The organism is Salinibacterium sp. SWN167 (assembly GCF_015864665.1).
Taxonomy (GTDB): domain Bacteria; phylum Actinomycetota; class Actinomycetes; order Actinomycetales; family Microbacteriaceae; genus Rhodoglobus.
The window spans coordinates 1,392,699-1,415,480 of the sequence record NZ_JADYWU010000001.1; the positions used below are offsets into that span (position 1 = coordinate 1,392,699).

Below are 22,782 nucleotides of genomic sequence, written 5' to 3' on the forward strand. Positions count from 1 at the left end.
ATCAGCAGGCGCAAAGGCGGATCGGAGAAACGATGAGTACCACCGTGCCCGTGAAAGCCCCGATGTCTGGAGCGAAGAAGCAAACTCCTGAGTTTGTGCAACTTCTTGACCCAGACGGAAAACGGTTAAGCGACGAACTCTACGACCCTTGGGTGTCAGACGTCACCGGTGATCAGCTCGCGAGTCTCTATGAAGACCTCATCATCGTGCGCCGTATCGATACGGAAGCAACCGCTCTGCAACGTCAGGGCGAACTCGGCCTCTGGCCACCACTCCTCGGGCAAGAAGCTGCGCAGGTCGGCTCTGCTCGCACGCTGCGCCCCGATGACTTTGTGTTCTCCAGCTATCGCGAAAATGCCGTGGCCTACTGCCGCGGTGTGAAGCTGCCCGACCTCGTGCGGGTCTGGCGCGGAACAGCGGCTTCAGGCTGGGACCCCTTCGAGATCGGCATGGCAACGCCCGCCGTCATCATCGGCGCCCAAACGCTGCATGCCACCGGCTATGCCGTCGGGTGCACATTTGATGGCGTCGACAGCGTCTCGGTGGCCTACTTTGGCGACGGCGCCACGAGCGAGGGGGATGTCAACGAGGCGATGGTTTTTGCTGCCTCCTTCAACGCTCCCGTAATTTTCTTCTGCCAGAACAACCAGTGGGCGATTTCTGAGCCCGTGGGGCTTCAAGCTCAGCGGCCGATTGCCGATCGTGCTCCGGGGTTCGGGATTCCGAGCATCCGAGTTGATGGCAACGACGTGCTGGCCGTCATGGCAGCAACACGAAGCGCCCTCGACCGCGCGCGCACCGGCGGCGGCCCGACCTTCATCGAGGCCGTCACGTATCGTCGCGGGCCCCACACCACCTCGGACGACCCGAGCCGCTATGTCGACCCGGTGGTCGCGAAAGAATGGGAAGCCAAAGACCCTATTGCGCGCGTGGAAGCGTTTTTGCGCAGCGAAGGGGTGCTGACCGACGAACTGGCGGCATCCATTCAGGCGCGAGCAGACGAGGTGGCGGCAGAATTCCGCGCCGGATGCTTGGCGCTCAAGAACCCCGAACCGCTCAGTGTGTTCGACAACGTCTATGCGACCGAGCACTCGGGGCTCGCGCGTCAAAGGAGCCAGTACACGGCCTACCTCGAGGGATTCGACAAATGACTGAACTCACTCTGGCGAAAGCTCTCGGCTCTGGGCTGCGTCGCGCCCTCAGCGACGACGACAAAGTGGTCTTGCTCGGTGAAGACATCGGAACTCTCGGTGGCGTTTTCCGCGTCACCGATGGCCTGCAGCGCGACTTCGGCAAGGACCGCGTGATCGACACCCCGCTCGCCGAGGCCGGCATCATCGGCATGGCAGTGGGCCTCGCGTTCCGTGGCTACCGCCCGGTCTGCGAAATTCAGTTCGACGGCTTTATCTACCCGGGCTTCGACCAGATCGTCGCCCAGGTCGCCAAGCTGCACTATCGCACCGGCGGAAATGTGCGGATGCCGCTGACGATTCGGGTTCCCTATGGTGGAGGTATCGGCGCGGTGGAGCACCACTCGGAGTCGCCCGAGGCGTACTTCGCCCATACTGCCGGCCTGCGCGTAGTCACGTGCTCGACCCCGCAAGATGCCCACAGCATGCTGCGCGAAGCGATCGCGAGCGATGACCCGGTGTTGTTCTTCGAACCCAAGCGGCGCTACTGGACCAAGGGCGAGGTCGACGAAGATGCCACCGGTCTGCCCATGGGTAAAGCCCGGGTGGTGACCGAGGGAACCGACGTCACGCTCGTGACCTACGGCCCGCTCGTCGCGACGGCTCTGGATGCCGCAGTCGCCGCCGCCGATGACGGAATTTCTATCGAGGTGATCGATCTTCGCTCGCTCTCGCCGGTCGACTTCGACACCGTGTCGGCGAGCGTGCAGAAGACGGGGCGGCTTGTGATTACCCACGAAGCCTCGGAGTCTGGCGGCCTCGGTGCCGAGATCGCTGCGACGCTCACCGATCGTTGTTTTTACTACTTGGAGGCAGCGCCAGTGCGCATCACGGGCTTCGATGTGCCGTACCCGGCCGCAAAGTTGGAGGACCACTTCTTGCCTGACCTTGACCGCATCCTTGACGGTGTTGACCGTGCGCTGGGTCGCGTGAATTCACTCACCGGTTGGAGCGCGTAATGGCTGTCAAAGAGTTTGCTCTGCCCGATTTGGGTGAGGGTCTGACCGAGTCTGAGATCGTTGAATGGCATGTTGCTGTTGGCGATCTCGTCACGCTCAACCAACCCATTGCTGAGGTCGAAACGGCGAAGGCCATTGTGTCGTTGCCGTCTCCTGTTGCGGGCATTATCTCGGCGCTGCACGCTGAGCCTGGCTCCACCGTGCAGGTCGGCACCCGCATTGTGACGTTCGAATTGGATGGTGGCGCTGGCGCCGAGAGTGGGCCGGAGGCCAGCAGCGCGTCAGCTGATGCTGGTACTGACGCCGGGGACGCAAACGCCAATGCTGGGGGAGCAAAGGATAGCGACGGTGTCGCTACGACCGTCGCTGAGGCTGCCCCCGAACGCAACGCGGTGCTCGTCGGCTACGGTCCTGCCGTGGAGAGCGGCAAGCGCCCCACGCGCAAGCCTCGTTCAGCAGCAGCAACGACTCCGTCGGCTGCTCTGGCAGCGACTCCGGCGGCGGACGCAGAAGTGGTCGCCGCCGCCCCAGAGCCCGCGTCCGAGCCTGCCGTCACACCCACCGACGCCCGCACCAAGACGACTCCGCCGGTGCGCAAGCTCGCGGCCGATCGCGGCGTCGATCTGACGCAACTGAGCGGCACAGGCCCCGAGGGCATCATCACGCGCGACGATGTGTTGAGCGCGGCAGAACAGTCGCCCGACGACACGCAGTCAGGCGAAGACGCTGCGGCGGGAGCATCCGCACCGCAGACGGCGGGAGCCTTCGCGGGCACACGTCCGCGCGAGACCCGCACGCCGATCAAGTCGGTGCGTAAGGCAACCGCGGCCGCGATGGTGGCGAGTGCGTTCACGGCCCCCCATGTCACCGAGTTCTTGACGATCGATGTGACGCGCACGGTGGAGCTAGTAGCGAAGCTGAAGGCGAAAGGCACCGCAGCATCCGTTCTCTCCGTTGTCGCGAAGGCGCTGTGCATCGGAGTGGCGCGTCATCCGTCACTGAATTCGCGGTGGGATGCCGAAGCTAATGAAATCGTCGAGTTCGGCTACATCAACCTCGGTATCGCGGTTGCGACGCCACGGGGCCTGATGGTGCCGAACCTCAAGGATGCCGGCACCATGAGCCTCGCCGAGCTCACCGACGCGATCGGTGACTTGGCGCGCAATGCACGAGCGAGCAAAGCAACTCCGGCATCGCTCAATGGGGGAACTATTTCGATCACCAACGTGGGCGTCTTCGGCATAGACGCGGGCACCCCCATCCTGAACCCGGGAGAAGCCGCGATTTTGGCGATGGGTGCTGTTCGCAGGATGCCGTGGGAACACCACGGCGACATCGCCCTGCGCGACGTCATGACCTTGAGCCTGTCGTTCGATCATCGCCTTGTTGACGGTGAGCAAGGGGCGCGTTTCTTGACCGATGTTGGTTCGATTCTGAACGACCCCGGCACCGTTTTGACGATGGTGTGAAAGCAGCGGTGGCCGCAACAGGTAAGAATGGTCTTATGACCGAGAATCTCGACCCTGCTGCGGCCACCACTTCTTCACGCGCTCCGCGTCGTTTGTTGGTTGGTGTTTTCGCGCTCGCTGCTTTTGTGATCGCGGCAGACCAGCTGAGCAAGTGGTGGGCTGAAACCAATCTCGGTGGCGGCATCAACATCCCGATCATTGGTGATCTGCTGTCGTTCCAGCTCGTCTACAACCCCGGCGCTGCCTTCTCGCTTGCCGAGGAATACACCTGGGTGCTCACGATCATTGCGGCGCTCGCCGTAGTCGCGATCACGTGGTACGCGTGGACGGTTCAGTCGCGCGCCTGGGCCATCGCGCTCGGCATGCTCCTCGGTGGTGCGATCACTCACCTTGGTGATCGCCTGTTCCGTGACCCCGGTTTTGCGCGCGGTCACGTCGTCGACTTCATTAACTACAACGGCTACTTCATCGGCAACATCGCCGACATTGCCCTTGTGGGCGGCGCGATCATGATCGTCATCATCTCTCTCATGGGAATCGCCGCTAAGCCCGAACCCGTCACGAGCAGCGACGCGGATGCTCCGGCGGAAGCAACGACCACCGAATGACCGACCTCAGCCTGCGCATGCCCAACACGCGATTGCGGGCAGTGCTCAACCTCGGAACGCAGCGCTCGCCGGCGCTCGACCTCCCGCCGGCGCTGAAAGCTCCCGAGCTCTTTGGCGACTGGGACGACGAAGCCCAGCTGAGTGATCTCTACGTCGAATATCCCGACGGGCAACTGCATTTCGAGACAACGAGCGCGGGCAGCGACCACCACTTCCACACTCCGGCCGGCGACCATCGCGGCTCGAGCCCGTGGTCGGCTAACGACACCCGCGTGCTCCTGCAGTGGGCAACGCAGCTTGCCAGCGCCTATCACGCTCTGCTGCCGAAGCTGCTCGACGACATCACCCAGGCTGCGGCTTGGCACGATGCGGGGCTGGATCTCTACATTTGCGAGGTCGAAGAGCCAGTGCAGCTCGATCTGCTCGAGATCGAGGTCGAGGGTGAGTTGCTCACGCTGCCCTGGCTCGGTGCGGGCACGGTGAGTCACGACCACATCGAGGGCGAGAATCATCCGATTGCGCTGTTGTGGGGTGCCGGTGAGTCAGAACCCGATCAGCCGATTGCTCAAGCGTGGACTGATCCGCGCACGGGGGAGCCGCGTTCTCAAGCGGTGCCCGGTATTGACTGGAACGTCATCGGGCTTGCTGCCGAAGAAGTGTTGCCGTGGCTTGAGGGCATTTACCTCAACCACCATGTGATTCCGGATGCTGCAGGAACGCTCCTGAGCGCTGTGCTGCGCCGCCTCGGCGGTCTGTCTTCAGACCGCGCCTCGTCGTAGCGCTCGTAGCTAGTCGAAGCTGATCGACGGCTCGTCGCTGACCGAGAGCGTAAGCACGGCCTTCTTGATCAGGTCGTTACCCTCGATCGAGCGTTCGAGCTCACGCAGCTGACGTGCGACTTCTTCTTCGCGGTGGTTGCCCTCCAGGTCGATGGCGGCCACGACGAACAGTTGTGACGGGCCCACGAATTCGAGGTGCAGATAGGTGACGCGACTGATTTCGGGATGCTCGGCGAGAGCCCGCCCCGCTACAGCGCGAGCAGCATCACCCGGCGTCTGACCGACGAGGAACCGACGATTGCGGTTGATGAGAACGATCGCAACCACACCGAGAAGGAGGCCGATCGCTAGCGAACCAACGGCATCCCACACTGAATTGCCCGTGAGCTGGTGCAGCAGGATGCCGAAGAAGGCGATGGTGAGGCCGATCAGGGCGGCAGCATCTTCGGCCAGCACCGCACGAAGGGTGGTGTTGGAACTGTTGAGCGCATATTCGAGGGTGCGGCGGCCGAAGCGCGCAGCTCCCTTTTTGGCTTGAACCATCGACTGCACGAAGGACACGCCTTCGAGCACAGCAGCGATCGCGAGCACGAGGTAGGCGATTCCGAAGTCACTGGCGGGTTCTGGGTCGATGAGCTCGGAGATTCCGTGCTGCACCGAGACCACAGCGCCCGCGGTGAACAAACCAACGGCCGCGAAGAGTGACCAGACGTAGGTCTCACGCCCGAATCCCAGTGGATGGCTCGCGTCGGCAGGTTGTACCGAGCGGCGTTCGGCAATGAGGAGAAAGATCTCATTGCCGGCGTCGGCCCACGAGTGTGCGGATTCGGCGAGCATCGAAGCCGAACCGGTGATCAATGCTGCGATCGATTTTGCAATTGCTACGAGAAGGTTGGCAACGAAGGCGACCACGACGGTGCGCACTTGTGCCGTTTTCTTGGGAGCGTCACTCATAGTTACACGCTAGTACCGTGGCTCCTAGCCGCGGTACGCAGGGCTGGTCGATCAGCACCGAGCGCTGCGTCAGTCTCCGACTGCACCGGTGATCCTGGTGTCGCCCCGGACTTGAAAACGAAGCGTCGCTGCACCTGGAAGCTGATGATGTACAGCGTGACGTCGGAGAAGACCTTGGCAATGACGAGCGGAACGCCCCAGTCGACGAGCACCGAGAGCCACACGTAACTGGAGGCGACGAGCGCGAGCGCGAGAATGACGTAGCGCAGTGCGTCCCGGGCCACATGGTCACGATTGTTGGCGTTGAACACGAGGTGGCGGTTGATGAGGAAGTTCACGGAGGCGCTCACGAGCCGTGCGCCGACGACTGACACGAGCAGCGACTGCGTGAAGGCAAAGAGGATGAAGAGGCCGATCGCGTCGATCAGGAATGCGGCCAGCGATGAGGAGATATAGCGCAGCAGTGGCGCAAACACTTTCACCGAATCGACGATCGGGCGAAAGTGTGAGGAGGCATTGTGCTGCAAGTAGACCGTCTCAATCTCGATTTCTTCGATCCGGATGCCGGCCGAGCGCGACCCGAGCAACACGTTCAGCTCGTACTGAAACCGTTCGCCCTTGATGCTCAGTAACCAGTCGAGCATCGAAGCGGGATAGCCGCGCAGCCCGGTTTGAGTATCGCGCACGGCAACACCGGTCGCGAACTTGAAAGCTGCGCGTGAGACGGCGTTGCCGAAACGGCTGCGGGTGGGAACATCGCCCGCAAAGGCGCGACCGCCGAGAACCATGGCGCCGTCGGACGCCTGCAGTTGGGCAACCACCCGCAGGATGTCTCCCACTGTGTGTTGTCCGTCGCTGTCAGCGCAGACAACGGCCTCACCGGCGTGATTTGTGCGGATGGAGCGAAAGCCGAATTTGAGAGCGTGACCTTTGCCGTGGTTGTCGTTGTAGCCGATCACGTCGGCGCCAACGCGCTGCACAGCAGCGAACAGGTCGGCATAGGCCGGGCCGCTGCCGTCATCCACGATGACGACGCGGAGCAGGGGTGCCGTCGCGCGCAGATCGCACACGAGTTGCACAAGGCGGTCATCCGGTTCGAAAGAGGGGATGAGGATGATCATGATGCGGCTCCCACGTAGAGGATGTCTGAGGTTTCGCGTTCTCCGCCGTTGGATGGTTGGTTGATGACGGTGCCGTTGAAGTACATGGTCGATGAGCCTCCACCGTCGAGGTTGTAGGCGGTGGTGGCGCCGAGATCTTGCATGATGACCGCGAGGTCGGGCAGAGTCACGCCAGAGCTGTAGCCGGGGTCGCGGCCGTCGACGACGACGAAGACGAGATGGTTGTCGTCGATCACCCCGACAGCGGTACGGGGTTGTTCGCCCTGAATGGAGTGGTTGCCAAAGTTGGTGTCGATCTCGACGTTTTCAATACCGGCAACAACGTCGCCGTCTTCGACGATTGCAGGCCCGAAAGAGAGCGTGTTCCAGACGCCGTCGGCGATCAGCTCGTCGGCAGAGGTGGTGGTTTCGTCATAGACCTCGACGCTGCCGTCGAGATAGAACGCGAGCCCATCGCGGGCAGGTTCGTCGCGGTAGGTGACGCCGTTGCGGATGACGATGCCGGTGTCTCGAAAGCCGTAGTAGTCGCCGTTGATGGCGAAGATCGCGTTGTGCTCGGCCGCGATTGACGAGGTGAGATCGATGATGTTCTCGCCGAAGCTGTTCTGGGCAAACGCCGACCGCAGGGCAGTGGCATCCGTCAGTTCGACGTCCGCGACGTAGTAGGTGACGGTTTCAGCACCGCTGCCGGTGACGACCGTGGAGATTGTGACGTTGGCGTCGTCGGAGGTATAGCTGGTGTCGGTAAGAACGGGCTCGGTCGTCGCTGCGGCAGTCGGCTCGGTACTCGTGGTGCTGGTGCTGTTGTCGGCTTCGTACTGGGCTACATCCGAAATCTCGACGTGCTCAATGACGAATCGATCGAGAGCCCACGCAGCGGTGCTGCCCAGACCGAGCACGAGCACCAGCACGGAGCCGATGACGATGTGCCGTTTTCGAAGAGGTTTCTTTCGCATACCTCAAGAAATACGCGCGGCAGCTATCACTCTCAAATGGGGACGCTGTGAGGTTGCCATGACGTTTGAGGGAGTCTTCGGTGAGCGCGCGCCGGGTGAGTGGCCGCTAAAAGTCGCGGCTGCTGGCGGGGTCTGTCGCTGACTGCGACGAGTACCGGCTGAGATGCACGCGCCGGGAGAAGCGAATGATCGGGCGAATAAGCATCTCAACACTGCCCAGAACGAAGAGCCACGTGCCAGCGTGGGTGAGTTCGGGCGTGAAAAAGAAGATGCTGCCCACGAGAAAGAGCAGCCCGATCAGGATGTCGTTGACGATGCTGATGACCTCGTAGCGTTGGCGAATCACCAGCTCTTCGCGCCCGACCCGCACGACAAGCGGGTGGGAGGTGCTGTCGCCGTTGCTCGTGCTGCTGTCAGTAGCGGGAGGGGAGTCGCCCATGCGTTTCATCCTTCGGTTGGTCAACGCGCGTGGCCCACAGTTTCGCAGTCTCAGTGATTCGATGCCACACGGGATGCATCACTGGGCGCCGCACGGGCCGCCTCGCCCACTGCCGCACAGCGACCTGGAGCGCACACGGAAGGGCCTGCGACCGATCGGTCGCAGGCCCTTCGTCCTCGGGGGAGGTGCTGGGTGGTGGTTAGTCGTCGGTAGGCGCTTCTTCGACGGCCTCAGCGTCACCATCACGGTTGGGTCGATCTGCGACGTCGCCGCGATCGCCGTGGCCTGCGCGGGCGCCCGGCGTGCCTTCGCCCTTGCCAGCGCCGACACGTTCGTCACCCGCAGCCTCCCTGGCAGCTTCGAGGTCGGTTCGAATGTCAGCAAGTGCGGTGGTTACCGCATCTTCGTCAACGTTGAGTTCGGCAGCGAGAGCCGTCACGAACGCAGCCTGGCGGGCATCCTTGGCGGCCATCTTTTCATCGGCGGTCGCGTCTTTATCGAGCTTTGTTTCGGATGGTTCGGTTGCGTCGCGCACGGCGGTCACCGCGTCGGAGACTTCGGTTTCGGTGAGTCCGAGTGCGGTCGCGAGAGTTGCAGCATCAATGTGGGCACCACCCTGGCCGTGACCACGGGGAGTGCGGTCGTCGGTGGCGGAAGTGCCCGATTCAGAGGCGCTTGAGCTGGAGGTGGCGGTTGTGAGCGTCTCGGCCTGAGCGGGCAGGGCCACTGCAAGTCCGACGCAGGAGGCCAAAACTACTCCGGCCGCTCCTGCAATCAGTGTCTTCTTCATGGTTGATCCTTTTCGTCATTTCCGGAATCTCCGGGGTGTGAAGACAACACTGCGGGCCGGGTCTATCAAGGCACTGTGCTGGCGCTGCACGCCCCGTGGGGAAGTGCTGATGTAACCCAATGAGGCGGCTATGCGCGGCGTTGAGTTCGGCCGCGGGATGCCGGCGGCTGGCGGCGAGCGAGTGATTAGGCGTTGAGCGCGCGGCTACGCGTCGAGGGCGGCCAGCGCCATCCGCTCGAGCACGTCGCGAGTCGCGCCCGCGCGCCCACTGTGGGGAGTGGAGTTGATGAGCCCGAAGGTGGCGTGGGCACGGGTGCGCAGCTCGGTGGTCGCGGCATCCGGATGAAGGCGAGCCAGCGTGGCAACCCACTGCTCGACGTAGCTGCGCTGCAGGGCGCGCACCTCGTGGCGGTCGTCGTCGGTGAGGCTGTCGAGGTCGCGATCTTGTACGCGGATGACGTTGGCATTGCGGAGCGCAAATTCAACGTGAAACTGAACAAGGTTTTCGAGCGCGGCTCGCGCTGTGGGGGCGTGTTCGATCACGGTTTGGGCTCCGGCGCACAGGCTGGAGCTGGCATCCACGAGTATCGCGGCGAGCACGTCTTGTTTGCCGTCGAAGTGGCGGTAGACGGCGGGGCCGCTCACGCCGGCGGCGGCTCCGAGTTCTTCGAGCGAGACGCGCGTGAAGCCGCGCTCGGCGAAGAGGCTGGCGGCGGCGTCGAGGAGCGCCTCGCGGCGGTCGGCCTTCGCTTGGCTTCGCAGAGTTGGCGTCTCGTTCATGTTCTGAGTCTAGACAGTTCGGTTAATGCTCGCTAACCTAAATTGAGTTAGTAGCGACTAACCCAAGTGGCCACAAGCTGCGCTGAACGAAGGTGTTCGATGGAGAAGATTTCCTCGGCCGCTCAACCGTCCCACCCGACGTTTGTGGCCAACGAAGAGTCAATGCGCGGCCTTGTCGAGCAATTGCGCGAACGACTCGCGACGACAGCCCTCGGTGGCTCAGAGAAATCTCGCGAACGCCACGTCTCCCGCGGCAAGCTGCTGCCTCGCGACCGAGTCGACGAACTGCTCGACGAGGGCAGCCCTTTCATCGAGATCGCCCCGCTCGCCGCGAATGGAATCTACGACGACCAGGCTCCCGGCGCTGGCGTTATTGCCGGTATTGGCCTCATCCACTCTCGCCCCGTGCTCGTGATCTCGAACGACGCGACGGTCAAGGGCGGCACCTACTTTCCCCTCACGGTCAAAAAGCACTTGCGGGCGCAAGAGATTGCGTTCGAGAACAAACTGCCGTGCGTCTACCTCGTGGACTCGGGCGGCGCGTTCTTGCCGATGCAGGATGAAGTCTTTCCCGACCGCGACCACTTCGGGCGCATCTTCTACAACCAGGCTCGGCTCTCGGCGGCCGGCATCCCGCAGATCGCGTCGGTCATGGGCTCGTGCACCGCGGGTGGCGCTTACGTTCCCGCAATGAGCGACGAGACGATCATCGTGCGCAATCAGGGCACGATATTCTTGGGCGGCCCGCCCCTCGTCAAGGCTGCTATCGGCGAGATCGTCACGGCCGAAGAACTCGGCGGGGGAGACGTGCACGCGCGCACCTCTGGCGTCACCGACCACCTGGCCGACGACGACCGCCATGCGCTCGAAATTGTGCGGGACATCATCAAGACAATCCCCAAGCCTGCGGCTCCCGCGTGGGATGTTGTCGCCTCGCGGCCTCCCGTAGTGAACCCCGACGAGCTCTACGGCGTCGTGCCCACCGACGTGCAGAGCCCGTACGAAGTGCGCGAAGTAATCGCGCGGATCGTCGATGGCAGTGAGTTCCACGAGTTCAAGAAGGAATACGGCACGACGCTCATCACCGGCTTCGCGACGCTGCACGGGCATCCGGTCGGCATCGTTGCCAACGCCGGGGTGCTGTTCAGCGAATCGGCGCTCAAGGGCGCTCACTTCATCGAACTGTGCGATCAGCGCGGCATCCCGCTGCTGTTCCTGCAGAACATTTCGGGCTTCATGGTCGGCAAGGAATATGAGGCCGGTGGCATCGCCAAGAACGGCGCCAAGATGGTCACTGCGGTGGCGACAACGCGCGTTCCTAAGTTCACGGTCGTGATCGGCGGCTCGTTCGGCGCCGGCAATTATTCGATGTGTGGCCGCTCGTATTCGCCACGTTTCTTGTGGATGTGGCCCAACGCCCGCATCTCGGTTATGGGTGGCCCGCAGGCTGCTGCCGTGCTCTCCACGGTGCGCCGCGATCAACTCGGCGAAGACGCCTTCACCGACGACGACAAGGTCGAGTTCGAAAAGCCCATCCGCGAGCAGTATGAACGCCAGGGCAGCCCCTACTATTCGACAGCTCGCCTCTGGGATGACGGAATCATTGACCCCAAGGACACGAGAGACGTGCTCGGCATGGCCCTCGATATCGCCGCGGCCACCCCGCTGCCCGACCCGGCCTTCGGCCTCTTCCGGATGTGATGGCGATGTTTTCTGCTGTTCTGGTCGCCAATCGTGGCGAAATTTCCTGTCGCATCACACGCACCCTGCACTCGATGGGCATCCGTTCGATCGCGGTCTACACCGAGCACGATCGGGACGCGAAGCACGTCCGAGTAGCGGATGCCGCGGTACTGATCGACAGCTACCTCTCGGTCGAATCGATCGTTGCTGCCGCTCATGCCGTTTCGGGCATGAATGCTGACGGGATCCACCCGGGCTATGGCTTCCTCTCCGAAAACGCGTCCCTCGCCGAGGCCTGTGCCGCCGGCGGAATCACGTTTATCGGCCCCGGCGTCGAAGCGCTTGAGATCATGGGCGACAAGATCGCGTCGAAGAAGCACGTGACCGAGCGCGGTGTCGCGGTGATCCCCGGAATCGCTGAACCGGGCATGACCAACGATGATCTGGTGGCCGCTGCGGCCGAGGTTGGGTTCCCCTTGCTGATCAAGCCGTCGGCCGGTGGTGGTGGCAAGGGCATGACGATCGTGCGCGAACCCGATGCCGTTGCCGGTGCGCTCGACTCTGCTCGTCGTGTGGCCAGTGCCGCGTTCGGCGATGACACTCTCTTTCTCGAGCGCCTCGTGGAGAAGCCGCGCCACATCGAGGTGCAGGTGTTGGCCGATAGCCACGGCACGACGATTCATCTGGGAGAGCGCGAATGTTCGCTGCAGCGTCGCCACCAGAAGATCATCGAAGAAGCACCATCGCCGCTGCTCGATGAGGCAACTCGTCAACGCATTGGTGAAGCAGCCTGCGAGGTCGCCCGCAGCGTGAACTACGTCGGTGCCGGAACTGTCGAGTTCCTCGTCTCCGACAATGCCCCCGACGAGTTCTTTTTCATGGAGATGAATACCCGCCTGCAAGTGGAGCACCCGGTCACCGAAATGGTCACCGGCATCGACCTCGTGGAGTGGCAAGTGCGAATTGCTGCCGGCGAGAAGCTCACGGTGGAGACTCCGGTGCTTACCGGCCATTCGGTCGAGGCTCGCATCTACTCCGAAGATCCCGCGAACGACTTCCTGCCCTCCGCCGGTCAGATCGTCGCGCTCCACGAAGCGAACGATGTGCGCGTCGACAGCTCGCTAGTCGAAGGCGGCACGGTCTCCGCCAACTACGACCCCATGCTCGCCAAGGTCATCTCTCACGCGGCGACCCGCGACGAAGCCCTCACGAAACTCGACCGTGCCCTCGCTGACACCGTCATCCTGGGCGTCACGACGAACATCGAATTCTTGCGAGCTCTTCTCAACCGCGATGACGTGCGTGCGGGCGACCTCGATACGGGCCTCATCGAGCGGGCTCTCGCCGAGATCGAGTTCGCCGCGCCAACTCCGGCGGTGCTCGCAGCGGCGGCTTTGAGCATCCATTCCGAGCGGTGGATGCCGGGCTCACCCTGGCAGCGCCCCTCCGGTTGGCGCGTGGGCCAGCATCGCCCGGCCCGCTACCGTCTCGCGTGTGCGGGGCAGGTGCACGAGGTTTTGGTGGCCGGCCCGCCCAGCGCAGCGGAAGTCACGATAGACGGCACGACAACCCCGGCTCGCCTGACGAGCACCGGTATCGAGTGGGGCACGCAGACCATCCGCCTCACTATCGAAACGGCCGACGCCACGGTGTGGATTGGGCAGGAGGGCACTTCCTGGGCTCTCACTGCGCAGTCCCGCGCCGAGTCGCTTGCGGCTCACCGCGCCACTCTCGCAAGAGTCGCTGGCGTTATCGATCCCGAACTGCGTTCGCCCATGCCCGGCACCGTCGTCGCGGTCGCCGTCGCCCACGGAGACGCCGTCACTGCAGGTCAGACGGTGCTCACGATTGAAGCCATGAAGATGGAACACCCCGTTGTCGCGACCCTCGATGGGGTTGTCGACATCAGCTTGAAGCCTGGCGATCTGGTCACACGCGATCAGATCGTTGCCCGAATCGAATCGCCACAAGCGAGCACTGAAGGAGAAACCTCATGAGTCACGACGCTACCCGCGGCGAAATCACCCACCTCGGCCTCACCGATGAGCAGCTGAAGTTGAGCGCTGACGTGCGCGATTTCGCGGACAAGGTTGTTGCTCCGGCAGCGTATGAGTACGACACGAAGCGTGAACTGCCCTACGGCATCATCGCTCAGATGGGGGAGATGGGGCTCTTCGGTTTGCCGTTCCCCACGGAGTTCGGCGGGCAGGGCAAGGATTACGTTTCGCTGTGTCTCGCCATTGAGCAGCTTGCTCGCGTTGACCAGTCGATCGCGGTGACGCTCGAGGCCGGTATCGGCCTTGGCGCAATGCCGATCTTCAAGCACGGTAGCGAAGAGCAGAAGCAGCAGTGGGTTCCGATGCTCGCGCGCGGTGAAGCTCTCGCCGGATTCGGGCTGACCGAAGCGGATGCCGGCTCCGATGCTGCGGGAACCAAGACCACTGCCGAGCTCGTCGATGGCGAATGGGTCATCAACGGCACGAAGCAGTTCATCACTAACTCGGGCAGTGAGATCACGAAGGTCGTGACGGTCACGGCGGTCACGGGGCGTCGCGAGAATGGCCGGCCTGAGTTGAGCGCCATCCTCGTTCCGAACGGTACGCCGGGCTTCACAGTGCACCCGCCCTACGACAAGGTCGGCTGGCACACGTCTGACACGCATCCGCTGTCGTTCGACAACGTGCGCGTTCCCGAAGCGAACCTGATGGGGGAGCGCGGCCGTGGTTTCGCGAACTTCATTGAGGCTTTGGATGAGGGTCGCGTCGCGTTCTCGGCACTCTGCACGGGTGCGGCTCAGGGTTGCCTCGAGGAGTCGATCCGCTACGCCAACGAGCGTCACGTCTTCGGCCGTTCGATCGGCTCGAACCAGCACATTGCGTTCAAGATTGCGCGGATGCAGGCCCGAGTTCACTCGGCACGCTTGGCAACGTACGACGCAGCCCGCAAACTGGTTGCCGGAGTTCCTTTCAAGATGGAGGCGAGCTTGGCGAAAATGATCAGCAGCGAGGCGGCCATGGATAACGCTCGGGATGCCACCCAAATCTTTGGTGGCTATGGCTTCATGAACGAGAACCCTGTCGCTCGCCACTACCGCGATTCCAAGGTGTTGGAACTCGGTGAGGGCACCACTGAGGTGCAGATGATGGTCATCGCTCGTGAGCTGGGATTCGCGACCCTATGACCGGCAAACGTATTCAGCAACGCGGCCTGTGGTTCGACGAGTTCGAGGAGGGCGCTGTCTATCTGCACGCGCCTGGCCGCACCGTCACTGAGGCCGACAACGTTCTCTTCACGACGATGACGATGAACACGCAGTCGTTGCATTTGGATGCCGCGTGGTCGGAGCAGCAGCCTTTTGGGCAGCGCTTGGTGAACTCGATGTTCACGCTTTCGACGATGGTGGGAGCATCCGTGGCTCAACTGACGCAGGGCACGATTGTGGCGAACTTGGGCTTCACAGAGGTCAACTTTCCGCATCCGCTGTATCACGGTGACACGATGTATTCCGAGAGTGAGGTGCTGGAAAAGCGACTCTCGAAGTCGCGGCCCGGCCAGGGAATCATTTCGTTGCGGCACACGGCCAAGAACCAGGATGGTGTTGTGGTGGCTGTCGCGACGCGTTCGGTGATGGTCTGGACTGAGGAGGGCGCACCGTGAGCTTCACGTTAGGGCCGTCGATTCTGTTTGTTCCGGGCGATCGCCCCGACCGTTATGCCAAGGCGCTGGAGCGCGCGGATGCCATCCTCATCGACCTTGAGGATGCTGTTGCCAGCGTTGATAAGGCCGCGGCCCGCGCTGCCCTGATCGCGAATCCGATGGATCCGGCCCGCACGATCGTGCGCCTGAATCCGGCGGGCACCGAGGATCACGATAGTGACCTCGAGGCGTTGGAGCAGACGGAGTACCGCACGGTGATGCTCTCGAAGTCGGAGTCGGTTGCTGACTTCGATGCGCTCACTGACCTTGACGTGATCGCCCTGTGCGAGACGGCGCGGGGTGTGCTGGCGGCCACAAGTTTGGCGGCGCTGGAGTGCGTGGTTGCCCTCATGTGGGGTGCCGAAGATTTGGTGGCATCGCTTGGCGGCTCGTCGTCGCGCGAAGATTCCGGCCCCTACCGTGGTGTCGCGTTGCATGCGCGGTCGTCGGTGCTGCTCGCGGCCGGTGCCTATTCGAAGGCGGTGATCGATGCGGTGCATCTCGACATTGCCGACACTGATGGTTTGGCTGCTGAAGCTCGGGATGCCGCAGCACTCGGGTTCACGGCAACGGCCTGCATCCATCCCTCTCAGGTCGCCATCGTGCGCGAAAGTTATGCGCCCACGGTCGAGCAAATCGCCTCAGCCCGGGCACTGCTCGCCGCAGCGGAATCGCAGCCCGGAGTCTTCAGCTTCGAGGGTCGCATGGTCGACGGCCCCATCCTGCGGCACGCGGAGCGCGTGGTCGCGCGGGCGGGGTTGCGCGAGGGTTAGTCCGACCTTTCTCGCCCGAAAGTGGTTTGACTATGGTGTTCCCCGTCGGTAGTTAAAAGACGGGTTTGATGGGCCGAAGCCCGCATTGCGCCTGATCGTCGAAAAGCTGGTCAGGATCACCTGGTTTAGTCTTCGATATGCGGTGAGTTCGAGTCCTCGAAGGTAATTCCTATGACGTTTTCGTCTCCCGCCCACTCGCGAAGACATATCAGAGCACTGGAATCTAGCTCTTGTGTGAATACCAGCACCAGATTGTGCTTAGCGCGCGACGCTGCGACGTAGAAGAGGTTGCGGGATTTTCTATAGCTAGACGTCTCCTTCTCATCCAGTTGAGATCGACGTGGGTGGACGGACAACATCTTTGCGTAATCGTAGGCAGTCCAGCCTCGCCCTAGAACAACAACGACATTGTCGAATTCGGCGCCTTTCACATTGTGCTTGGTCGAAAACACCGTCTTTTCGGCCACGTATCTGCTCAGCGCGATAATTTCGGTGTAATCGACGCGGCGAAGTTTCTCGAATTCCGAAGTGCGCCTAGCTATAGCGCTCGTGTCACCAGAATTCACAAGTCTTGTTGCCTCATCAAGGTCGCTTTGCCTCTTCACCACTCGGCTCGGAACGGAGAAAAGTTTCTGTCCGAAGACACGATCGAGCACATCGCCAACAGTTGCCCCTGTGCGCTTTGATTCAAGGTCGTCAAAGAACTTGGCCCACATAACCTTGTCGTTGTGACAACGGATCAGGGGCTTCGAACGTCCGAGGACATCGAATAGAGCACCGTAGCGTTTCGTCCTAAACGCCTCTGCTGCTGGCTCGAGAACGTCCAACAAGAAAGCGATCACTTCGTCTTCCTTCTTAGCAAACGCGTCGTTGTACTTAAAGACGCTTAGGAGCGAGCCGTAGCCTAGTTCGAGAGCGAGAGCTGAATGAGTCAGCATTAACGTCTTCGTGTCGTTGGTCGGGTTAGGCCATACGTTCTGCTTCGTATGTTCGGTTACAACCCGTAGGGCTTCTCCCGCCGCCTCGTGGGAGATGTCTCCTTTCCACGAGTGAGTCAGGCGGACTCCTGGCCACGCATTTGCGTGGTAAACCTTTACCGTTCCTTCCCCGGCTCCGACTGCGGGAGATTGGGGGAGCTCCGGGCGAAGCTTATTTAGGAAGTTGACAATCGAAGTGTCTGATCTGAAATTCGCATTCTTAGGAATTGCTCTAACGCTTGGGTGAACGATTGAACCAGATGATTTCTCATAAATTTGTTGCCAGTGGTCGCCGAAGAAGCCGAGTAAGGGGCCAACTTCGGCAGCGTTATCTGGGAGGAGGGCTTCGACCAGGCCCTTTGGGGTGTCCTGATATTCGTCGATGAAGATGATCGGGAAACGGTCCGTAATGAGCGAGCGGAATTTCGGAAGCTTCAGAAGTCCTATGGCCAACTGCGGTACATCGTCGTGGTGAAGACGAATAGCGGTTTCAGAGAGGCCTCGAATGCCGAGATCGTATTCGACGGATAGACCATCGAGGGAAGTCGCACCGTCCAAGGTTCCCGTCCACGATTCAAGTCCAAGCACCTCCCGCGTCAAAGCTCGTTGGTACGGCGAGATCATCTCCCATAGGAAACCGTGGATCGTGTCCGCGTAAACGCGCGGGCTGGAATCAGTACGCCGGATAATCTCGTCGCGGGCGACTTTCGTGTAGGTCAGGCACGCAACCTGCTGATCACCTCGGGGCAGATATTTTTCGGGCTGTTCAAGGATGTGCCTTAGCGCGGCGATCAATGAGTAGGTCTTTCCTGCTCCGGCTCCCGCCTCGAGGAGAAAATTCTGTCGATCATCTAGTGCCTCGAATACAGCGCTCAGAGCGGTATCGCTCTCCTGCTCAGCAGTTCGCGGTTCGCCTTCGCGTGATGGCTCCGTGATTGTCACTTGACCGCGGCCTTTGGCTCCGCGGCGGGCGCCCCTACCGATTTGATCGTGGGATTCGAAAGGAGCCACTCGAGACCGCGAGCTATGTAACGAGGGGTATCCCAATCGGTTTTCGAGATCGAGTAGGTGAGTGCAAATTCGCTCTTCTTCTGAGCTTTCGCGAGGTCAGCTGCCTTATTCTCCGTTTCGACGTCCCCGCTACTCGGAACGAATTCGAACATTGTCTGATTCGCGAGGATGAACGCATCTTCGAACGTGCGGCCGCATGCACTTTCCGATTCCTCAGGAACTTGATAAGCCAGATATCGGTTGCCTCTTACTATTTGATCAGTCTTAGCGAGTTCGATGAGTTCCGAAGGCGTCACGTCCTTGTTCGCAAACCAATTCTTGATAGTTGCGTTGCTCGTGCGGTCCCCAACATGTACCGGAGACGACGAGCGCGTGCCTTTGACTGCGGGCCCGACGCTGTCAATGTCAGTGATTACTAGGCTCGGCAGCCCGATGAAATCTAACAGTGGAAAGAAGAGGTGAGCATACGCTCCGCCAACTTCTAGAATCGTGACGTACTGGCTAGACGCGCTGGCTTCACCCTCGGCTGGCTCGGTCTTTTCGACGGCCCTTGGCACGATCAGTCGTTCGCTAGTACCTTCCACCAATATTGCTTTGTCCGCGAAAAAGAGATCTGACCTCGTGAGAGTGAGGTACTGATGCAGGAACTCGGCGTCCATGTCTTTTGCTTTGCTCAGGTCAAGTACGTCTGTGTGTCGCGCCGTCGATGCCTCAGCGCCACTATCAAGGCGAAAGTACCGGATCGCCGAGAAAGGAGCTCTGTTCGCAACATGCGATGAATGAGTGGACACCACGAACTGTGCAGCCCATTGCTCTTCTATGCGGTCGATCTCAGGGAAAAGTTTCTTAAGCGCCGAAAGCTGGTGAATGAACACTTCCTGCATTTGGGGGTGTAAATGAGCCTCGGGTTCTTCGACAAAGATCAGGTGGACGCCGGGCGCGCCGGCTCGCAAAGTGAATGCGCGGTAATAGCTGAGGAGGGTAAGCAAGATCAGAAGAAGATTTCTCGAGCCGAGTCCGCTATACGACTCCGGTAGCGAGATGCCAGCGACCCCTTCATAGTGGACGCTGGTGTAATTTGAGAGAATTTTCTCGATATCGAGCTTTGTTTGGGTTGCTAGGTTTTGGCTGCCTAAGCCGGGGTACCCGAATTCTTGCAGGGTCGGGATCACACCAGCGACCATGGTCTCGATCTCATCTCCAAGTCTCGACTCGATTTCGGAGACTGCACTTCGAAGGTTTTCAGCGGTATCACGACGTTCCGTTGACGCGTCTGCTTTGGAAGCTGCTGTGAAAAGCGACTCGAACAATGAGCCGATCAAATCCGTAGGGCGCTCCTTCTCATCGTCTAACCCACGTTGGGCATTCAGTAAGTCGACACTAATTAGACTTCGGACTGCGTCTAGAGAAACTGGGCGAGTATTCGTGGGGTCTGTTGGATCGACGGCGCTGATCGAGCGTTCGAACATCCCTGGTATCCGCGCACCGACCACACTGAGTAATTCAGTGATCGTGGGCGTCTTACCGTCTCCAAGAGGGGCGGTGTCGGCGAAGAAATCTGCAAGTAACCCTCCCTTTAGCTTGTAAGTAAACTCGACGATCGCAGTCGAAACAGTAGGGTCGAGATCCACAATCAGGGCGGCGAGAGGCCCAAATTCTTTTTGTTCGCGGCTATATGCGACCGTGATCGACAAGCGGATCGAAGGCAGAGCGTCCCTCGCTGCCGCTTCATCTTTGGCTATGAAGTGCCCATACGCTTCCAAGAAGCTGTCGTAAATCTCGGATGAAAAGTCTGCGATCGAGAGCCTCAGGTCTTTGGGGCTGAAGAATCGCGAGAGAACTTCGGCCAGCGATGTCTTGCCGGTATTGTTGCGGCCGACGAGCACGGTGGTGGTGTCATCGAGAGCGACTGAGACATTGCTTAGGAGCCGAAAATTCTCTACTTCTACTCGACTGACTCGCATTGGAGCAGGGACGGGCACGTCAGTGGATTCCTCGGTTGCTGCGGAACGGTCGACCATGGGGGCTGCCAATCTCGGTACGGGTCCAGAAAATGAGAGAACACCTCAAGAGTGCTTCAGCTGCTATCCATTGAATGGGCGACACGCGGGTGCCTCTATTCACCGAGCGTGGCCCGTCAGATGGCACCGATCATGCCGTTGGCCACATCGGGATGTTTTTCGTAGCGGGAGCAGGTGCGCGCGCCAGCATCGGGTATTGGGTGGTGCCCTCCGAGCGGCGCAAGGGTTACGCCGCAGAAGCACTCCGGGTGCTCACGGCGTGGGCGGTGAACCACGCCGATGTCGACCGGATCGAGCTATACGTTGAGCCGTGGAACGAGGGGTCATGGCGAGCGGCAGAGAGCGCTGGCTATGAGCGGGAAGGTCTGCTTCGGGCTTGGGAGCGAATAGACGGAGAGCCGCGCGACATGTTCATGTATGCCCGATTGACAGCTCGGGCATAAATCTTACGGAGCGCTGCGAGCTACAGACTGTTCAACTTCTCTCGCAGCTGGTCAACAGTCGGCGCGCCGGCAAAGCCATCCGGGGTTATGTAGCGACGGCAGGCGAGCCCGACCGGGGCATCCGGCTGGGCAAAGGGATCCACGCCATCGAAGAGGATGCTCGGTGACCCGCGGAACCCCACGCGCTCAGCTTCTTCGACCGTGTCGACCAGGTGTCGCGACACCGTGATCTGCGGGAACTCTTGTACGAGTTCGGTGATGTGCTGATCGGCAACCTTCCAGTTGGGGCAGCCCTCGAAGTATTGCAGCGTGATCTCCATGCCCTCACGGTAACCCCTGAAGTGCGCGAGAAGCTGAAGCACGGAAGCGATCAACATCGAGCCGGATGATCGAGCTGTCGCAGAGGCGCGGGCAGTGCGTCATCGTCGGGCTCAGGGGCGGACGCAAATTTTATGGAACCGTGCCACCGAGTTCCCGATGAACAACAGACCTGTCGCTGACGGCGTTGAGGGCTTGAACGGCAGGCGCCGCAGGATCGCAGTGCGTGCTGTGCACGGGGTGGTTCGGCGCCTAGCTTCCCTTCAACCGCAGTGTCAGCCCAAAACTTAGTTGTGCTACCGTTTTGCTACAAGTTGTACTAGATTGATGGAACAAGATAAGACAACGGAAAGAGGGCATCGTGTTTTGGGACCGATTGGATTCATTCAACATCATGGAAAACTTAGGCATGCTGTCGACAATGCCACTACTTGCCCCCATCCTGACAGTGCTGCTGCTCGTGGCGTACGGCCTGTTTCGTCGCTTCAGCCGAGGCAAAGGACAACTAGGTTCTCGCACAGATCACGCCCTCACCAGCCCGGCGGAATATGGCTTTGAGCGCCGCACCCTCGGCATCGGTGCGATCGCCGTTATCGTCCTTTATTTCGTCGAATTCGTGGTGCGCGGTTATGTGTTCAACTTCTATAACACCGTCGACTGGTGGCGCTACGCCACCCCGCTCATTGCCGCCGGCCTCACCCTCGGGGTGCTGCTGCTCCAGATCGCTTCGCGCAAAACCGTCGCTCCCGCTCGCCCGGTCGTCGCGACGGCCCGCCGAACGTGGCTGAGCTTCGGCCCTCGGGCAGGAATCGCCGGCACCGGCGTGCTCGTGGCGGCATTCGTCGCAACAACCCTCGCAGCGGGGGCGGCATCGTCGCCAGACGATCGCGGACGATACATCTACATCGAGTTGGCCGCGGCGAATACAACGATCGATCCATTGCGCTTCTGGTTCTATGGATGGGCCTACGGCATCCCGGTCATCATCTGCGTTGGCGTACTAGCCATAATGGCGTGGTTGACGCTTCGCGCGAATGCTCTACGCCCGTTTCGGGTGCCAGAAAACGCAGGCACGGAGCGACGTGCCCGTGGAGAAATCGCTGCTGGCATCACCAGTATCTCGAGTGCGGCGATGCTGCTCGCGTTAGGCGGTGCATTCCGGCTGATCAACAATGCCCGAGGTCCCTGGGGGCTCACGATCGATGGCGACCCTCGCAGCGAACCGTATGAAATGACGTGGCACTACGCCAACCTCGCTGCTGCGGCAGGGTGGCTAGCGCCGCTGCTCGAAGTCGCAGCGTTTATGCTCCTCCTTATTGCTGCGCGTCGGCTGCTTCCGGCTCACCAGCGTCGGCAACCGAGCGAGAACACCGTAACTGCCGAGGTGGTGTGATGGGCGAGCAGGCTGGCGCAGTGCCCGCCGATGAGGGCAGCCCTGCGCAGGAAATCTACCGGCAATTTCGCGGGCTAATCACCTCAGGCCAGCTCGGTTCCGGAGAACGCCTGCCCACCGTGCGCCAAACCGCGAATGATTTTGGGGTTGCTCCCGGCACTGCGGCAAAAGCCTACAAATTTCTCGAGCGCGACCAACTTGTCGTCACGCGCACCGCGGCAGGCACACGAGTCTCGGAAACAGCAGCAGTGCTGCCGGCATCCGTAGTTCGTCGCATTCGTGATCTCACCGTCGAAGCCGAAGCAGTAGGTTCCGACTTGGCCGACGTGATCGGCGTGCTCCGCGTCATCTGGAACAAAGAGGTTGACGTTTTGTGAACGGCGTCCAGCGGTAATCCCCGCGCCAGCGGTCAGGTGATGGTG

The 22,782-nt window shown here is 61.2% G+C and carries 22 protein-coding genes; 13 read left to right on the forward strand and 9 right to left on the reverse strand.

Annotated features, from left to right (window positions below; genetic code table 11):
• Nucleotides 1-32 precede the first annotated feature (32 nt).
• Genes pdhA through I6E60_RS06710 form a run of 5 tightly spaced genes read left to right on the forward strand, consistent with a single transcriptional unit; the run spans nt 33 to nt 5,005 of the window.
• Nucleotides 33-1,151, forward strand: a complete 1,119-nt coding sequence (gene pdhA, locus I6E60_RS06690) for a pyruvate dehydrogenase (acetyl-transferring) E1 component subunit alpha (RefSeq protein WP_197179397.1) — start codon at nt 33-35, stop codon at nt 1,149-1,151.
• Nucleotides 1,148-2,149 carry an alpha-ketoacid dehydrogenase subunit beta gene (locus I6E60_RS06695; protein WP_197179399.1) on the forward strand — a complete coding sequence of 334 codons (1,002 nt, stop codon included), beginning with the start codon at nt 1,148-1,150 and terminating at the stop codon, nt 2,147-2,149. Before pdhA ends, I6E60_RS06695 begins: the two co-directional genes overlap by 4 nt.
• On the forward strand, nt 2,149-3,618 hold the full coding sequence (locus tag I6E60_RS06700; protein ID WP_197179400.1) for a dihydrolipoamide acetyltransferase family protein: 1,470 nt from the start codon (nt 2,149-2,151) through the stop codon (nt 3,616-3,618). Before I6E60_RS06695 ends, I6E60_RS06700 begins: the two co-directional genes overlap by 1 nt.
• Nucleotides 3,619-3,653: 35 nt before the next feature.
• Nucleotides 3,654-4,226, forward strand: a complete 573-nt coding sequence (locus I6E60_RS06705) for a signal peptidase II (protein ID WP_231601145.1) — start codon at nt 3,654-3,656, stop codon at nt 4,224-4,226.
• Entirely contained in the window at nt 4,223-5,005 is a 783-nt protein-coding gene (locus I6E60_RS06710) for a hypothetical protein (RefSeq protein WP_197179402.1), read from the forward strand. The genes I6E60_RS06705 and I6E60_RS06710 overlap by 4 nt, the downstream gene beginning before the upstream one ends.
• A gap of 9 nt (nt 5,006-5,014) precedes the next feature.
• On the opposite strand, the gene I6E60_RS06715 is transcribed toward I6E60_RS06710, so the two are convergent.
• The 6 genes from I6E60_RS06715 to I6E60_RS06740 form a co-directional block, all read right to left on the reverse strand.
• Nucleotides 5,015-5,959: a cation diffusion facilitator family transporter gene (locus I6E60_RS06715; protein WP_197179404.1), complete on the reverse strand. Its 945-nt coding sequence runs from the start codon at nt 5,957-5,959 to the stop codon at nt 5,015-5,017.
• A 2-nt stretch (nt 5,960-5,961) separates the two neighbouring features.
• Complete coding sequence (locus tag I6E60_RS06720; protein WP_197179406.1) at nt 5,962-7,080, reverse strand: bifunctional glycosyltransferase family 2/GtrA family protein; 1,119 nt, start codon at nt 7,078-7,080, stop codon at nt 5,962-5,964.
• On the reverse strand, nt 7,077-8,036 hold the full coding sequence (locus tag I6E60_RS06725; protein WP_197179408.1) for a phosphodiester glycosidase family protein: 960 nt from the start codon (nt 8,034-8,036) through the stop codon (nt 7,077-7,079). The genes I6E60_RS06720 and I6E60_RS06725 overlap by 4 nt, the downstream gene beginning before the upstream one ends.
• A 106-nt stretch (nt 8,037-8,142) precedes the next feature.
• On the reverse strand, nt 8,143-8,475 hold the full coding sequence (locus I6E60_RS06730) for a YrhK family protein (RefSeq protein ID WP_197124190.1): 333 nt from the start codon (nt 8,473-8,475) through the stop codon (nt 8,143-8,145).
• Between the two features lie 199 nt (nt 8,476-8,674).
• Nucleotides 8,675-9,265 (reverse strand): hypothetical protein, encoded by a 591-nt coding sequence (locus tag I6E60_RS06735; protein ID WP_197179410.1) that lies wholly within the window; start codon nt 9,263-9,265, stop codon nt 8,675-8,677.
• A gap of 204 nt (nt 9,266-9,469) precedes the next feature.
• Nucleotides 9,470-10,045 (reverse strand): TetR/AcrR family transcriptional regulator, encoded by a 576-nt coding sequence (locus I6E60_RS06740; RefSeq protein ID WP_197124194.1) that lies wholly within the window; start codon nt 10,043-10,045, stop codon nt 9,470-9,472.
• Between the two features lie 99 nt (nt 10,046-10,144).
• On the opposite strand from I6E60_RS06740, the gene I6E60_RS06745 reads away from it, so the two are divergent.
• Genes I6E60_RS06745 through I6E60_RS06765 form a run of 5 tightly spaced genes read left to right on the forward strand, consistent with a single transcriptional unit; the run spans nt 10,145 to nt 16,197 of the window.
• Nucleotides 10,145-11,746 (forward strand): carboxyl transferase domain-containing protein, encoded by a 1,602-nt coding sequence (locus tag I6E60_RS06745; RefSeq protein WP_197179412.1) that lies wholly within the window; start codon nt 10,145-10,147, stop codon nt 11,744-11,746.
• The gene (locus I6E60_RS06750; protein ID WP_197124198.1) at nt 11,746-13,725 is read left to right on the forward strand and encodes a biotin carboxylase N-terminal domain-containing protein; all 1,980 of its coding nucleotides are present in this window, start codon (nt 11,746-11,748) and stop codon (nt 13,723-13,725) included. The genes I6E60_RS06745 and I6E60_RS06750 overlap by 1 nt, the downstream gene beginning before the upstream one ends.
• A complete protein-coding gene (locus I6E60_RS06755; RefSeq protein WP_197124200.1) occupies nt 13,722-14,909 on the forward strand; it encodes an acyl-CoA dehydrogenase family protein in 1,188 nt (395 codons plus the stop codon). The genes I6E60_RS06750 and I6E60_RS06755 overlap by 4 nt, the downstream gene beginning before the upstream one ends.
• Nucleotides 14,906-15,385 carry a MaoC family dehydratase gene (locus I6E60_RS06760; protein ID WP_100388689.1) on the forward strand — a complete coding sequence of 160 codons (480 nt, stop codon included), beginning with the start codon at nt 14,906-14,908 and terminating at the stop codon, nt 15,383-15,385. Before I6E60_RS06755 ends, I6E60_RS06760 begins: the two co-directional genes overlap by 4 nt.
• Nucleotides 15,382-16,197: a CoA ester lyase gene (locus I6E60_RS06765; RefSeq protein WP_197179414.1), complete on the forward strand. Its 816-nt coding sequence runs from the start codon at nt 15,382-15,384 to the stop codon at nt 16,195-16,197. The genes I6E60_RS06760 and I6E60_RS06765 overlap by 4 nt, the downstream gene beginning before the upstream one ends.
• 125 nt (nt 16,198-16,322) lie before the next feature.
• On the opposite strand, the gene I6E60_RS06770 is transcribed toward I6E60_RS06765, so the two are convergent.
• Nucleotides 16,323-18,116, reverse strand: coding sequence for a UvrD-helicase domain-containing protein (locus tag I6E60_RS06770; protein ID WP_197179416.1), 1,794 nt, complete (start codon nt 18,114-18,116; stop codon nt 16,323-16,325).
• Entirely contained in the window at nt 18,113-20,206 is a 2,094-nt protein-coding gene (locus I6E60_RS06775; protein ID WP_197179417.1) for an ATP-dependent endonuclease, read from the reverse strand. The genes I6E60_RS06770 and I6E60_RS06775 overlap by 4 nt, the downstream gene beginning before the upstream one ends.
• Nucleotides 20,207-20,280: 74 nt before the next feature.
• Between I6E60_RS06775 and I6E60_RS06780 the strand changes: the two genes are divergently transcribed.
• Entirely contained in the window at nt 20,281-20,649 is a 369-nt protein-coding gene (locus I6E60_RS06780) for a GNAT family N-acetyltransferase (RefSeq protein ID WP_197179418.1), read from the forward strand.
• 20 nt (nt 20,650-20,669) lie between these two features.
• On the opposite strand, the gene I6E60_RS06785 is transcribed toward I6E60_RS06780, so the two are convergent.
• Entirely contained in the window at nt 20,670-20,969 is a 300-nt protein-coding gene (locus I6E60_RS06785) for a thioredoxin family protein (RefSeq protein ID WP_197180041.1), read from the reverse strand.
• A 392-nt stretch (nt 20,970-21,361) separates the two neighbouring features.
• Here I6E60_RS06785 and I6E60_RS06790 point away from each other — a divergent pair, with 392 nt between their 5' ends.
• Nucleotides 21,362-22,360: a hypothetical protein gene (locus I6E60_RS06790; RefSeq protein ID WP_231601147.1), complete on the forward strand. Its 999-nt coding sequence runs from the start codon at nt 21,362-21,364 to the stop codon at nt 22,358-22,360.
• On the forward strand, nt 22,360-22,737 hold the full coding sequence (locus tag I6E60_RS06795) for a GntR family transcriptional regulator (protein WP_197179420.1): 378 nt from the start codon (nt 22,360-22,362) through the stop codon (nt 22,735-22,737). The genes I6E60_RS06790 and I6E60_RS06795 overlap by 1 nt, the downstream gene beginning before the upstream one ends.
• Nucleotides 22,738-22,782: the final 45 nt, after the last annotated feature.

Excerpts from the sequence above, each read along its gene's own strand:
- I6E60_RS06740 (WP_197124194.1), bottom strand. The coding sequence starts at position 10,045 with ATGAACGAGACGCCAACTCTGCGAAGCCAAGCGAAGGCCGACCGCCGC.
- I6E60_RS06735 (WP_197179410.1), bottom strand. The coding sequence starts at position 9,265 with ATGAAGAAGACACTGATTGCAGGAGCGGCCGGAGTAGTTTTGGCCTCC.
- I6E60_RS06695 (WP_197179399.1), top strand. The coding sequence starts at position 1,148 with ATGACTGAACTCACTCTGGCGAAAGCTCTCGGCTCTGGGCTGCGTCGC.
- pdhA (WP_197179397.1), top strand. The coding sequence starts at position 33 with ATGAGTACCACCGTGCCCGTGAAAGCCCCGATGTCTGGAGCGAAGAAG.
- I6E60_RS06750 (WP_197124198.1), top strand. The coding sequence starts at position 11,746 with ATGGCGATGTTTTCTGCTGTTCTGGTCGCCAATCGTGGCGAAATTTCC.
- I6E60_RS06785 (WP_197180041.1), bottom strand. The coding sequence starts at position 20,969 with ATGGAGATCACGCTGCAATACTTCGAGGGCTGCCCCAACTGGAAGGTT.
- I6E60_RS06700 (WP_197179400.1), top strand. The coding sequence starts at position 2,149 with ATGGCTGTCAAAGAGTTTGCTCTGCCCGATTTGGGTGAGGGTCTGACC.
- I6E60_RS06755 (WP_197124200.1), top strand. The coding sequence starts at position 13,722 with ATGAGTCACGACGCTACCCGCGGCGAAATCACCCACCTCGGCCTCACC.
- I6E60_RS06795 (WP_197179420.1), top strand. The coding sequence starts at position 22,360 with ATGGGCGAGCAGGCTGGCGCAGTGCCCGCCGATGAGGGCAGCCCTGCG.
- I6E60_RS06760 (WP_100388689.1), top strand. The coding sequence starts at position 14,906 with ATGACCGGCAAACGTATTCAGCAACGCGGCCTGTGGTTCGACGAGTTC.
- I6E60_RS06775 (WP_197179417.1), bottom strand. The coding sequence starts at position 20,206 with ATGGTCGACCGTTCCGCAGCAACCGAGGAATCCACTGACGTGCCCGTC.
- I6E60_RS06780 (WP_197179418.1), top strand. The coding sequence starts at position 20,281 with ATGGGCGACACGCGGGTGCCTCTATTCACCGAGCGTGGCCCGTCAGAT.
- I6E60_RS06730 (WP_197124190.1), bottom strand. The coding sequence starts at position 8,475 with ATGGGCGACTCCCCTCCCGCTACTGACAGCAGCACGAGCAACGGCGAC.
- I6E60_RS06715 (WP_197179404.1), bottom strand. The coding sequence starts at position 5,959 with ATGAGTGACGCTCCCAAGAAAACGGCACAAGTGCGCACCGTCGTGGTC.
- I6E60_RS06725 (WP_197179408.1), bottom strand. The coding sequence starts at position 8,036 with ATGCGAAAGAAACCTCTTCGAAAACGGCACATCGTCATCGGCTCCGTG.
- I6E60_RS06710 (WP_197179402.1), top strand. The coding sequence starts at position 4,223 with ATGACCGACCTCAGCCTGCGCATGCCCAACACGCGATTGCGGGCAGTG.
- I6E60_RS06745 (WP_197179412.1), top strand. The coding sequence starts at position 10,145 with ATGGAGAAGATTTCCTCGGCCGCTCAACCGTCCCACCCGACGTTTGTG.
- I6E60_RS06790 (WP_231601147.1), top strand. The coding sequence starts at position 21,362 with ATGGAAAACTTAGGCATGCTGTCGACAATGCCACTACTTGCCCCCATC.
- I6E60_RS06720 (WP_197179406.1), bottom strand. The coding sequence starts at position 7,080 with ATGATCATCCTCATCCCCTCTTTCGAACCGGATGACCGCCTTGTGCAA.
- I6E60_RS06705 (WP_231601145.1), top strand. The coding sequence starts at position 3,654 with ATGACCGAGAATCTCGACCCTGCTGCGGCCACCACTTCTTCACGCGCT.